Source organism: Wocania arenilitoris, assembly GCF_021728535.1.
Classification (GTDB): Bacteria; Bacteroidota; Bacteroidia; order Flavobacteriales; family Flavobacteriaceae; genus Wocania_A; species Wocania_A arenilitoris.
This window is the reverse complement of sequence record NZ_JAKKDU010000025.1, coordinates 1-12,420: the sequence shown is the minus strand read 5'-3', so window position 1 is coordinate 12,420 and position 12,420 is coordinate 1. Positions and strand designations below refer to the sequence as shown.

The following is a 12,420-nucleotide window of genomic DNA, read 5'->3' as shown; positions in this document are numbered from 1 at the left end:
TAAAAGCAATACTACTTGATGAAATATTTTCTTTAGATGCCCTTGAAGGCGTTTGCCTCTAAAATCGTTTATGGTATTATGGTCGGGCTTGCTTTGCCCACTGAGCCACATAAAATGAATGTTCTCATATAGAGCTTGTTCTATTTTTCGTGATGAATATAAATTACGTAAATACGCATAAATGATTACTTTGAGTAGCATTCGTGGATGATAGCTTGATGTGCCGCCGCCTTTGTAGCTTTTTTCTAATGCACTAATATCTACGTGGTCAATAATCGTGTTTACAATACGTACGGGATGATTAACTGGAACTAAATCATCATAACTGGGTGGTAAAAGACTTAACTGATCTTGGTTGTAGGTCTTAAAAATGACTTTTCTGCTCATCCTTTAAGTTAAGAATTTACTAGAAAATTTGCAAAAAAAAGACTGCCTTTTCAGACAGCCTCTTTCACTAACTAACCAACCAAAAATATGAATTACATTTTTTAAGTTTAAAGTAACCACTCAATAAACTTTTTATTAAAATGCAACTATTTAATACATTGCAATATCTATGCCAAACTTAATAAGTCAACTTACCTGTTAACGTAATTTTAACACATTTAAAGTTTTATAAATTACTCTTAGCTGTTAGTATTTAAAATATATTTATAAGATATTTGCTACTTGTTAAAATCAAAAAATAAAATTATGAATAGACTATCAGTTATAGCTTTACTTTTTTTAATAGTTTCTTGCGCAAAAAAAGAACCAGATTTAATTGTTAAAACACATATTAAAGGTTTAAAAAAAGGAACTGTTTATCTTAAAAAAGTAAAAGACACAACTTTTATAACTGTAGATTCTATATTAATTAGTGGTAATCCTGAATTTGAACTACATAGCGATATAGAATCCCCTGAAGTATTCTACTTATTTTTAAATAAAAACACTAACGAAGATGATGCTATTGCTTTTTTTGCTGATAAGGGCATAACTGAAATTAATACAACCTTAAAAGGCTTTCCTTTTAATGCAGAAATTAAAGGTTCTAAACAACAAAAGGTTTGGGAAGAATACCAAAACATCATTTCTAAATTAAATAATAGAAACTTAGAATTGATAAAAGAAGAATTTGAAGCAAAAAAAGCAGCAGACTCTTTAGGACTTAATGCAATCAACAAAGAATATAATGGCTTATTAAAACGCAAGTATTTATTTGCAGTAAATTTCGCTTTAAATAATAAAGATAGCGAGGTAGCACCTTATCTTGCTTTAACAGAAATTTATAATGCTAATATTAATTTACTAGACACCATAAATAATACTTTAACTTCAAAGGTAAAAGCATCAAAATATGGAAAAAGATTGCAAGTATTTATTGATGAAATAAAGGATACAGAGAAAAGCAACTAATCCTTTTTCAAGGCAATGACGACTTAAAACTTGAAGAACTAAATTTGGCGTATTTAATATAAGATGAGTAAAGTAAATACGCCTTTTTAAAATTTTTTATCCGAGTTTATTAATTTTTTCAATTAATGATCTTCCCTTTTCTTCTAACTCAGTATTAATAGCTTTAAAATGAGCCTTAACATTATCAACATCTTTAGCATTTACTTTAGCAATTAAATCGTCAAACGTTTCAATTGCTTCATCTATAATTGCTTCGGTTTTTTTAGTGTCTTTATCTGTGTTTTCATATTCCCAAATATAAACTGCTTCAATAATATCTCCTAAAACATAGTTTATATCCTTCTTTAGGTTTCTAACATTTGCCATAAATTCAATTTTTATTTAAATACAAAAATAGGTAAATTATTAAACAATATAGCTTAATAATTTGGTGTAAATCTAAATTAATTTAATGCTATACTTGGTGGTTATTAGTAAATTTTGGGTACTAAAATATAATCTATTTACCAGAATATGTTACAAAATTTCTTGGTGTTTCATAAAGTGTGACTTGTAAATACAAATTAGATGCTAGTTTTAATTTAATCCTATTATATATAACAACCACTATATTTTCAGCCGTTGGATTAAGAGTTTTAAATTCTTCAACATCTAAGTTTAAGTTTTTATGATCGAAAGTATCTTCAACTTGCTCTTTAATAATATCTTTTAAAGTTTTAATATCAATAACATACCCCGTTTCTTTATCAATTTCTCCAGTTACACTTACAATAAGTTCATAATTATGTCCATGGAAATTAGGATTATTACACTTACCAAAAACTAAACTATTTTTTTTATCACTCCAATCTTTTCTATATAACCTATGAGCTGCGTTAAAATGTGCTTTTCTGCTAACTGTTACCTTCATTTTTGCAAATTAATATGTTTGTAAAATTTACTAAAAATGATTTTAAACCATTCTGTATAAAATTCTGGATGTAACTCCATATCTACCTTTACAGCTTCAATTGGCATCCATTTCCAATCTGCAACTTCATCTTCATTTATATTGGGTGCATCGTTATAATTACCTAGCATAACATGGTCGTATTCATACTCAGTTAAACCATTATCAAAAGGGGCTTTATAAATGAATGAAATAGATTCTTTAAGTTCTACTACAAAACCCATTTCCTCTTGTAAACGACGTTTTCCTGCTTGTATATTTGTTTCTCCATCGCGCTGATGACTACAGCAAGTATTAGTCCATAAACCAGGAGAGTGATACTTGTTTAGGGCACGTTGTTGTAGCATTAATTCATTTTCATCATTAAATATAAAAACAGAAAATGCGCGGTGCAATAAGGCCTTTTCATGAGCTTCCATTTTTGGCATTAAACCAATCTTTTCATTTTTATCGTTAACTAGTATAACTTTTTCTTCTTCCATGATGTAAAAATACGACTAAATTTAAAACTAAACATAAACAAAAAAAGTCTGCCCATTAAGACAGCCTCTTTAACTTATTGTTTACAATAATCCTCTATTCATTACACTTTTTACCATTTATACTTGTTATTATAAACTCACTACGTCTATTTTCTTGATGTTCTGCTTCTGAGCATTTTGAATCATTATGTGGCTCACATGCACAGTCGTTTACTAAGCGATATTCCCCATATCCCTTGGCTGTTAATCGCTCTGAGGCTATGCCTTTATTTATTAAGTACTGTTTGGTTGATTGTGCTCTATTCTCACTTAGGGTTTCGTTGTACTTATAGGATCCTCTACAATCGGTATGACTCCTAATGTCTATATGCATTGTAGGATACTTATTTAATACCGCTAGTACTTTCTGTAATTCTATTTCTGCATCTGGCCTAATATTATACTTGTCAAAATCAAAATGAATTATTGGGATATCTAATACTTTTGCCAAATCATCGCATGGTTCAATTAGTATTTTTTCTTGCTTTAACTCTAGATCTATCTTTATAAATTCATTTGGATTATCTGTTGTCTCAAAACGCTTCTCATCACTGCTATAATCTTCTTTTTCTCCTCTTACTAAAAAAACAGACTCACATGGTAATCCTGTAAAATGATACTTAGCATCATCTCCTACAACCATCTCTTCTATTTTTTCTGCTGATTTATTATATAGTGTTACTGTTGCTCCTGGTATAATTTCTTTGGTGTCTATATTATAAACAACTCCTTCTACTTCTTGTGTACAGTCTGGAACTGTAAAGCTGTATATATCGTCATCGCCCTTTCCGCCTGGTCTATTGGATGTAAAAAAACCTTCTTTGGTGCCTAAATTTTCATAATAGCCAAAATCGTCTTGTGCACTGTTTATTGGCTTGCCTAGATTTTCTACAATGTAGGGTGCTCCATTTTTATATTTATTTTCAAAATCTCTTACTACATACACATCGAATCCGCCTAATCCGTTTAAGCCTGTTGATGAATAGTATAAATCTCCTTTTGAATTAATGTAAGGAAATGATTCCTGTGCTTCTGTATTTATTAAGCTTCCTAGATTTTCTGGCTCTCCTAACTTACCATCTTCGAGTATATCAACAACATAAATATCTGAATTCCCAATAGTTCCTGGCTTATCTGATGCAAAATATAACTTGGTGCCATTACTGTTTACTGATGGATGTGCACAGCTATAGTCTTTACTGTTAAAATGAACAGATGTTATTTCTCCCCAACTACCATCTTTCTGTAAATGGGCTCTATATATTTGTAACCTGTTAAGCCCTGTATCGTCTTTTTTTAATCGCTTTTTATAATAGTTGTTTCTTGTAAAATAGGCTATTTGATCTGTTGGTAAAAAGGAAATACTTGATTCATGGTATTTTGTATTTATAAGGTTATCAAATTTTATAACATTACCGTAGGTTCCTTCTTCTGTTTTTTTTGCGCTATACAAGTCTAAAAATGGCTGTTCATTCCATTCGTATAGTCTTCCTGATTCTCTATTTGATGAAAACAGAAATACATCTTTATATTGATTTGATCCAAAATCTGATAACTCTGAATTTAAGGACATGTTTGTTACTGGAATTTCTCGACTAACTTTTTCTATGCTTTCTAAATAATTCCTTTTGGATGCATATGATCTGGCTCTTAAATCTGATGAGCTAGCCGAAATAAACTTTTCCATCCATTTATTGGCTTCTGCATAATTTTCAGTGAATTTTAAGGCTTGAGCGTACCTAAAATAGTATTCTGGATCAACATCTTTGTTTAAAGCCATTAATTCTCCATACCATTTAGTTGCTTCTTCCATTTTATTGTTAAAATAAAATGAATTCCCTAATTTCTCAAACAATTCAGCCGATTTATAGCCCTTCTCTGCTACGTCTAATAAAATCTCACTTGTCTTTATATAAGCTAAGTCTTCATATAATTTATCTGCTTGCTTTAAATTTACTTTTTGTCCAAAACTCGCAAAAAATAAAGATAAAGACACTATCAATAATATTGTTTTTTTTACTTTCATAGTTTCGTTTTTAGAAGAATCTAGGTGATAACAACCTTCCTATTTGTTGAAGCTCAAACCTCATCATTATTTCATGTGTACCACTATTGTAATTATTTATTTTTGTTGTTGTTGCATCGTATGAATATCCTATCATTAAACCATCGGTAATTTGAAATCCAACCAAACCGCTCACGGAATCATCCCATCTATAGCCTAATCCTAATGTTAATTTATCGTTAATTAGTGCATTTAATGATAGATCTGCTATAATGGGTGCTCCAGATACTGCTTTTACTAAAAAGGCTGGCTTTAACTTTATTGTTTCTGATGCTTCCATAACCAATCCTCCTATTAAAAAATAATGCAAACGCTCTGTTGCTAAAGACTCCTGAAAATCATCATAATGATTTGTTGTTATAAAATTAGGAGCTGATAAACCTAAATACCAACGGTCGGAATGTAAATATATACCTGCTCCTATTGTTGGTGAAAATAAATTTATGTTTTCATTAAATACAACATCTGGGTTTTGATAAATCCCTTTACTCCAATCGGTAGATAGTAAATGAAAGCCTCCTTTTATTCCAAAAGATAATTTGCTAGTGCCTGAATCATCCACTGGTATTGTATAGGAAATATTAGCATTAACATAAGTCTCACTAGCTGGACCTAAGTTATCATTAACAACAACTAAACCTAATCCTACCCGCTCATTTCTTAAAGGTGAATGAATACCTAATGTTTGTGTCTTTGGTGCTCCATCTATCCCTACCCATTGCGTTCTATATAAACCTGTTATACTTAAAACATCTCGTTGTCCTGCATATGCAGGATTCACACTCATTGTATTATACATATAATGTGTATATTGAGGGTCTTGCTGACTAAAACTTTCTTCTACCCATAATACCAACGTTAAGATTAGTATCCTTTTAATTATTGATGACTTTTTAATCATTATCATAAATTTCATATAATTCATATTTACATATTTATATATAACCAACCTACTTTTGGTTTAGAACCATCTCCAAGATTTATTACATAATAATAAGTACCTACTGGTAATTTATCGGATTCATTTACCACAAACCTTCCATTAGAAGTTCCATTCCAATCATTTTTATAGTTTTTTACTTTATATACAAGGTTCCCCCAACGATTATAAACCTCTAATGTGTTATCTGGATAGTTGTCAAGACAATCTATCACGAAATAATCATTAACACCATCATTATTAGGACTAAACTCGTTATAAATAATGATAATACAGTCATCATCATCATTTGGATTATTAATCACTATAATTGTTATGTCATCTGGTTCACCGTCTCCATTATTATCATTGTCCGTTGGATCTGCTGGATCATCACTCGTATCTGTAACATCATCCGTTGGATCGTTTGGATCGCCGCCTGGAGCCTCTCCTCTTACCGTAGCTTGATTGGTTACTTCACCTGCATCTATATCGGCTTGTGTAATCATATAATCTGCACTTGCCGTTCCTATGTCTCCTAACATTAAGGTGCTTGGTGTTACTAATATTGGTGCACTGCCTAATAATGGGTCCGTAATCTCTACATCTGTAAGTGTGAGATTACCTGTATTCGCAACTGTGAAGTTATACGTTATACTATCTCCTAAATTACCAAAGATACCATCTCCATTCACATCATTTATTTCTCCTTCTTTTAATATTTCTATATCTCCCTTTAATACACTAACAGTGAAACTACACTCAGTTACATTGTTACAGTCATCTGTAGATGTCCATGTTACTATAGTATCTCCTAATGGGAATACAAAACCATCTAAAGTATTTAATCCGTTCAAATTATTTATTACGGAAGGAGTATTACAAGTATATGTTAATGATGTATAATCAAATTCTGTTCCTACAGTACTATAAGTAGTTTCATTTTGATCTATAACTCTTGTTTGATCGGAAGGACATACTATTGCTGGATCTGTCAAACGGTTTAGTGTATACGTGTAAACCCAATCTGTTGTTAATGTATTATCACAGCCATCTACGTAGGTGTAAGTATAAATTACAGTGTCTCCATCACAAGCCGTGTTGTCTGTTGCTGTTCCTGTAACTACTGGTAGTGGTGCTGCAATTACATTGCCACAAACATCATGCATTACTGGTAGTACTGGTGCTACTGCATCATCAAAACATTCTACTTCTGATGCTATTGCTACTGGTCCGCCTACTTCAACTGGATCTGTCAAACGGTTTAGTGTATACGTGTAAACCCAATCTGTTGTTAATGTATTATCACAGCCATCTACATAGGTGTAAGTATAAATTACAGTGTCTCCATCACAAGCCGTGTTGTCTGTTGCTGTTCCTGTAACTACTGGTAGTGGTGCTGCAATTACATTGCCACAAACATCCTGCATTACTGGTAGTACTGGTGCTACTGCATCATCAAAACATTCTACTTCTGATGCTATTGCTACTGGTCCGCCTACTTCGACTGGATCTGTCAAACGGTTTAGTGTATACGTGTAAACCCAATCTGTTGTTAATGTATTATCACAGCCATCTACGTAGGTGTAAGTATAAATTACAGTGTCTCCATCACAAGCCGTGTTGTCTGTTGCTGTTCCTGTAACTACTGGTAGTGGTGCTGCAATTACATTGCCACAAACATCCTGCATTACTGGTAGTACTGGTGCTACTGCATCATCAAAACATTCTACTTCTGATGCTATTGCTACTGGTCCGCCTTGTTCAGTTGGTGGTATTGTGCGTTTTATATTAATTTCTTGAGTAGTTGTTACTAGTGGATTACACGAATCTGTAATAGTCCATGTTCTGGTTACCTTAATTGGGCAAGTGGTTTGAGTTACAACATCTATATAAGTTAGGGATACAATATTTTCAGAAGCATCAGCAATGGAATACCCAACTAAATTATTAAAAGTAACAATTTCTGCTGGTGTAGGATTAGTTAATACAGTCACAAGAGTACTACTATACACATAGTGTGTTTTAATTGTTGCATCTAAAATATCTTCTGAGGTTGCAAGAATACTATTCTCATCGCATCCAGAAATTGTAATAGCTGCCGGCACTGAAATTGAAGGTGAATTTGGATCTGTTACAGTTATTGCTATTCCATCAAAATCATCTTCTGTAATAATTATATTAACTAGTCCTGATGTTGTTCCATCTTTATCGGTAACATTATATGTAAAATCTCCTGGGTTAACAATAGAAGCAGGGGCATCATATTGTAATGATGTTAACTCGGCTATTGTTAAAGTTTGTCCATTAGTAACTGCTGTACCATTACTTAAAGTAATAGTCCCTGCTGCAGGTAGCCCAGTTACTGTAATGGTTAATGCATCGGCATCCATATCAGACGGTGCAACAATATTCAATTCGGTATCTACACTATTTTCAGTAGCATATATTGTAGTATCATATGCTATAGGTAAAGACTGAGCTCCTATAGTAATCACATAAAAAACCAAAAAGAAACTAAAAAGTATTTTTTTTAAATAATTTTTTAATGCAAATCTGGTGTAATTTTTTTTCATTTACTTATCTATTAATGCTTTTGAAAACGCTTTTATATCTATTGTTGAATAAAACAACTCTTTTTCCTTAATAATTAACCACCACTATTTGGAGTTGAATCGATATCTTCTAGAGGTGTGCTTGAAATTATTTCTGCTGTGTTTATCAAAGTTCCACAATTAGGTCCAATTTCCACCGCTACTCTTAATGTTAAACTTGCTCCTTGTTGTAAAACCTCATTCACAAAATCCCATGTTCCAGTTGTACCGCTCACTACAAATGTGGTTCCATCTGGAGTAAACCTAGGATCCAATACAAAGTATGTAACTCCTGTAGGCAAAGTGTCTTGTATCACGATGTCTGCTACATCAATATCATACGGACTATTATTGGTTACTGTTATGCTATATACTATTGTGTCTCCAACATTTGCTTGTGTTATTGGATTTCCTCCTGTGTCTGCTACCGTCTTTGTTAACTCTAAATCGGTAGCACAGTTATTTGTATTTACATCCTGTGATGTTCCTACGCCCTGTCCTGTGTTTGCTCCATGGGCTGTTTCTACAAAATCCAATATCCCATCATCATCTGCATCTACCTGCCCAGGTTCGGTTCCTAAGTTATAAACTACTGGACTAAATGATGTCCCATTATAACTGCCTCCGTTTTGTGTATTGCCGCCATCTATAGTTGATGTGATTAAATCTGCATAAGTGAAATTGCCGCCTCCTTCTATGGCATCTGGACACCCGTCCCCGTCGCTATCTAGATCCAGATAATCAGCAGTGCCGTCTCCATCGGTATCCTGGCAACTTGGCACTGTTCCAACGCTCACCAACTCAAGCCCGAAGGCATTACCGGCATAAGATGCAGGGCCGTTGATTGTAATAGGAGTGGAAGAGGATACGCCCGAAACCGTAGAAATAGCCAGGAACAAACCATCATGCTCATTGGCGTTCCATCCAGCCCCTATAACATCCCCGGTAGCCGTATTGGCAATACTAAGCCGGGATATCTCTGTACCCGTAGTTGTGATTGAGCCACTTTGGTTCTCTTCACTGGAATGATTAACAATATATAACAGGTTATTGACTGCCGAGGTGCCCGCCGGCTGGTCAGGCGAGGTAGGATCCCAGGAATCTATAACTCCCGGAGGAGGCCATAAAATACCACCCTGGCTACCGTCCTCATCTATTTCCCACCAACCAGAATAAGCCCCCTGGCTAGTAACATTATCCACCTCCTGTAATACATTCTGATAGGTAGATGCTGTTATAATGGTCTCATCCTGTGCACATGCCGGGCTATTTAAACCACCTATAGTGAAAGTACCCGAACTGCCGGCAGCAGCAATATCACTCTCCCAGAGCGCAAACATCCAGACATTCTCTTCAATACCATTACCTATGCCATCATCGGAAAAATTTAAAAAATTATTTTGTTGAGTTAAGGACGCCCCATTGAAAGACATGGTTATATTTTGTCCACCTTCGATATGTGGGCTAGAGACTGGTGCATTATTTCGCCAGCCATTACAATGGTCTCGCTCGAAGGCTATTGCTACCATTACAACCCGATTAGTACCCGTTGGAATGGTGTATGGAAGACTGACACTATGTCCTATTCCGGTTCCGCTTGCACTTACAGGTGTACCTATATGTTCAACCGATAATGCCACAGCAGGACCAGTGCATTCGTCTGTATCCAGAATACCGTCGTTGTCATCGTCCAGATCACAAATATCGCTCACATTATCTCCATCAGTATCGGTATTGCCCGAAGCTGCCGCATCACAGGGATCTGGACAATCAGGATCCTGGGTTGCTGCATCCTGAGAGGTGCCTATAGTCTGCCCTGAAGATGTAGCGACTGTTGGTATACCATCACCATCTACCCCACCTGTGAGCATATCATTGGCATCAATATCAGCTGAGGTGAAGCTTCCGCCTCCTTCTACTGCATCTGGGCACCCGTCTCCGTCGCTATCTAGATCCAAGTAATTTGGGATTCCGTCGCCGTCGGTGTCAGCGCAGATTGTTTCTACAAAATCAAATGTAGGCTCTATTAGTCGAGATGAGGCATTCTGGTTACTGTACGAGATTTCAATTCTATCGACCAAAAGTTCACCAAAATCAAACCGAATTTGACCGAATAAGTCCTGATCCCCGGCGGCGGGAAATGAGGAATCACTACCATATGTATTGGGCTCAGGAAGATTAATAACATTCGAACCCTGCTGCACAATGTACAAATCAGCATCTAGCAGATTGCCGGCAGTGTCATACACATCAACCGTGACGTACTCCCACGCAGCGGTTCCGCTACTGGGGTTATACGGTCCTTCCTCAAACTCGGAAATCGCGAAATTGAGGTGTGTTACCTCTTCAACAAAGTCAATTGTATACGAACCCTCGCCGGTAAACCTGATTCCATCGTCTGAACCCTGTGTTGCCGGATCGAATGAATTTGCCCGATCTTGCGGTGTGCTCCCCGTATAGCTCCAGCTATAAGCATCAAAATTTCCCGTACCGTATGTACCGGCTGTGTATCCAGCACCGCCGTTGCTATAAATATACTCAAAATCGAGAGTTTGGGGGTACGCTGTCGTTAAACAACCTTCGTCGGTGTCTAAAATTCCGTCGTTGTCGTCGTCCAAATCACAGTCATTACCAATACCATCGCTATCTGTGTCTACAAATAATGAACTTAAAGGATCGCATGTACTTAACCTACCAATACCAATAGCTGTTATACCAGCAAGCATTGTACCACTTAAGGTACTGTCTTCGATATTTCCTGACGCTCCTGTATTACCAGATAAGTTGACCCATTGTGAGCCAAACCAACCTACTAAGCGCAAATCGGAGGCTGAAGCAAAAGCTGTCATATCTGGAATACTTACCGTTATAGTTACTCCATTGCCTGTACCACTTATATCCTGCCAGTCCCACTGCCCAACAGAGCTTACTCTTTCAATTCCCGCACCAACTGATATTATACCATGTGTGCCTGCATTAGGGATGGTAGGGTCTAAATTACCGCTAGGGTCTCCAACTATCCAAGCTGTTGCAAATTCAGAATTATTTGCTATTGTGCCACTGGTTGTTAAGGTTCGCAAATCGGTGCCGGAGCCTACAGGAAAGGTAAACCCTTGATCTGCGGCATTGATGTAATGCTTTACATAACCATCCACATTGTGCGTATCATCGGCATCTGTATAAGTAGCAGTACCAACGGCACTAAAGTAACCGGGTAAGGCTGCCCTATCTGTACTCCAACTTGTACTTGTAGAAAGTGATAATACACCAGTATTTGTCATTTCTCCACCTGATACCACATGGTTCTGACCATACCCTTTATTAATAATACCCATTAATATTAAGGATATTATTATCTTACTAAGTTGTAATTTATTTAACTTTATCTTCATCTTTTATCTTTAATATTGTGCGGAACAATTTATTATTTAAGTTTTTATAGTACCATTGCGATGGTGTTAAGTTATTATTTTTTTAATAATACTTATTAATCGTTTAGATAATTAGTTCTTACAAACCTCTTAAGCAACATACTGTGCGTGCTTATGGTGAAAATATTTTTTCGCTTGGGGTTTATCTTGTTTTCTTTTCGTCATAAAATGGTTGATATTATCTTTAAGTTGTTCTTTGTTGACGGCTCTTTTCTTGCCTATGATATTGGTTTTAAAATCTTGATTGACATATTCCTGCGGGTTGAGTTCTGGAGAATACGGTGGTATAAAGAAGACTTCAATTCTATCGTTATTTTGCTCTAACCATTGATTAAGTTTAATGGTTTTATGTGCAGGTTGATTATCTGTAATAAAAAACACTTTTCTCTTACTATATTTTATCATTTGCTGCAAAAAGGTCTTAAAAACCTCACTATTAAACCCTTTGTCCATTAGCATAAATTGTAAATGCCCTCTATTGCTTATGGCTGAAATCATATTTACGGTATAGCGTTTTCCTGTGGCTTTAATAATAGGCGTTTG

12 protein-coding genes are annotated in these 12,420 nt (G+C 35.2%); 3 read left to right on the top strand and 9 right to left on the bottom strand.

Annotated elements, in window-relative coordinates; all coding sequences use genetic code 11:
- Nucleotides 1-387 (bottom strand): transposase (locus L3X37_RS14915; protein WP_369409909.1); only part of this gene is annotated, 387 nt, incomplete at its 3' end.
- Between the two features lie 306 nt (nt 388-693).
- Here L3X37_RS14915 and L3X37_RS14910 point away from each other — a divergent pair.
- Nucleotides 694-1,398 carry a DUF4369 domain-containing protein gene (locus tag L3X37_RS14910; RefSeq protein WP_237240965.1) on the top strand — a complete coding sequence of 235 codons (705 nt, stop codon included), beginning with the start codon at nt 694-696 and terminating at the stop codon, nt 1,396-1,398.
- Between the two features lie 96 nt (nt 1,399-1,494).
- On the opposite strand, the gene L3X37_RS14905 is transcribed toward L3X37_RS14910, so the two are convergent.
- The 7 genes from L3X37_RS14905 to L3X37_RS14875 form a co-directional block, all read right to left on the bottom strand.
- Nucleotides 1,495-1,764, bottom strand: coding sequence for a hypothetical protein (locus L3X37_RS14905; RefSeq protein WP_237240964.1), 270 nt, complete (start codon nt 1,762-1,764; stop codon nt 1,495-1,497).
- Between the two features lie 133 nt (nt 1,765-1,897).
- Nucleotides 1,898-2,308 (bottom strand): 6-pyruvoyl trahydropterin synthase family protein, encoded by a 411-nt coding sequence (locus tag L3X37_RS14900; protein ID WP_237240963.1) that lies wholly within the window; start codon nt 2,306-2,308, stop codon nt 1,898-1,900.
- A complete protein-coding gene (idi, locus tag L3X37_RS14895) occupies nt 2,305-2,829 on the bottom strand; it encodes an isopentenyl-diphosphate Delta-isomerase (RefSeq protein WP_237240962.1) in 525 nt (174 codons plus the stop codon). Before idi ends, L3X37_RS14900 begins: the two co-directional genes overlap by 4 nt.
- A 94-nt stretch (nt 2,830-2,923) precedes the next feature.
- Nucleotides 2,924-4,894 (bottom strand): OmpA family protein, encoded by a 1,971-nt coding sequence (locus L3X37_RS14890; protein WP_237240961.1) that lies wholly within the window; start codon nt 4,892-4,894, stop codon nt 2,924-2,926.
- 10 nt (nt 4,895-4,904) lie between these two features.
- A complete protein-coding gene (locus L3X37_RS14885; RefSeq protein WP_500814677.1) occupies nt 4,905-5,834 on the bottom strand; it encodes a PorP/SprF family type IX secretion system membrane protein in 930 nt (309 codons plus the stop codon).
- Nucleotides 5,835-5,860: 26 nt separating this feature from the next.
- Nucleotides 5,861-8,428, bottom strand: coding sequence for a T9SS type B sorting domain-containing protein (locus L3X37_RS14880; protein ID WP_237240959.1), 2,568 nt, complete (start codon nt 8,426-8,428; stop codon nt 5,861-5,863).
- 74 nt (nt 8,429-8,502) lie between these two features.
- A complete protein-coding gene (locus L3X37_RS14875) occupies nt 8,503-9,786 on the bottom strand; it encodes a DUF11 domain-containing protein (RefSeq protein WP_237240958.1) in 1,284 nt (427 codons plus the stop codon).
- 214 nt (nt 9,787-10,000) lie between these two features.
- On the opposite strand from L3X37_RS14875, the gene L3X37_RS14870 reads away from it, so the two are divergent.
- Together L3X37_RS14870 and L3X37_RS14865 are read left to right on the top strand one after the other, a co-directional pair.
- Nucleotides 10,001-10,243, top strand: coding sequence for a hypothetical protein (locus L3X37_RS14870; protein ID WP_237240957.1), 243 nt, complete (start codon nt 10,001-10,003; stop codon nt 10,241-10,243).
- 789 nt (nt 10,244-11,032) lie between these two features.
- Entirely contained in the window at nt 11,033-11,563 is a 531-nt protein-coding gene (locus L3X37_RS14865) for a hypothetical protein (protein WP_237240956.1), read from the top strand.
- A 404-nt stretch (nt 11,564-11,967) separates the two neighbouring features.
- On the opposite strand, the gene L3X37_RS14860 is transcribed toward L3X37_RS14865, so the two are convergent.
- The coding region (locus L3X37_RS14860; RefSeq protein ID WP_237240955.1) for a transposase at nt 11,968-12,420 on the bottom strand (453 nt) is incomplete at its 5' end.

Bases quoted from the DNA above. Each gene is read 5' to 3' on its own strand.
- L3X37_RS14880 (WP_237240959.1), bottom strand. From the start codon at position 8,428: ATGAAAAAAAATTACACCAGATTTGCATTAAAAAATTATTTAAAAAAA.
- L3X37_RS14870 (WP_237240957.1), top strand. From the start codon at position 10,001: ATGGTGTATGGAAGACTGACACTATGTCCTATTCCGGTTCCGCTTGCA.
- L3X37_RS14890 (WP_237240961.1), bottom strand. From the start codon at position 4,894: ATGAAAGTAAAAAAAACAATATTATTGATAGTGTCTTTATCTTTATTT.
- L3X37_RS14885 (WP_500814677.1), bottom strand. From the start codon at position 5,834: ATGATTAAAAAGTCATCAATAATTAAAAGGATACTAATCTTAACGTTG.
- idi (WP_237240962.1), bottom strand. From the start codon at position 2,829: ATGGAAGAAGAAAAAGTTATACTAGTTAACGATAAAAATGAAAAGATT.
- L3X37_RS14900 (WP_237240963.1), bottom strand. From the start codon at position 2,308: ATGAAGGTAACAGTTAGCAGAAAAGCACATTTTAACGCAGCTCATAGG.
- L3X37_RS14875 (WP_237240958.1), bottom strand. From the start codon at position 9,786: ATGTTTGCGCTCTGGGAGAGTGATATTGCTGCTGCCGGCAGTTCGGGT.
- L3X37_RS14905 (WP_237240964.1), bottom strand. From the start codon at position 1,764: ATGGCAAATGTTAGAAACCTAAAGAAGGATATAAACTATGTTTTAGGA.
- L3X37_RS14910 (WP_237240965.1), top strand. From the start codon at position 694: ATGAATAGACTATCAGTTATAGCTTTACTTTTTTTAATAGTTTCTTGC.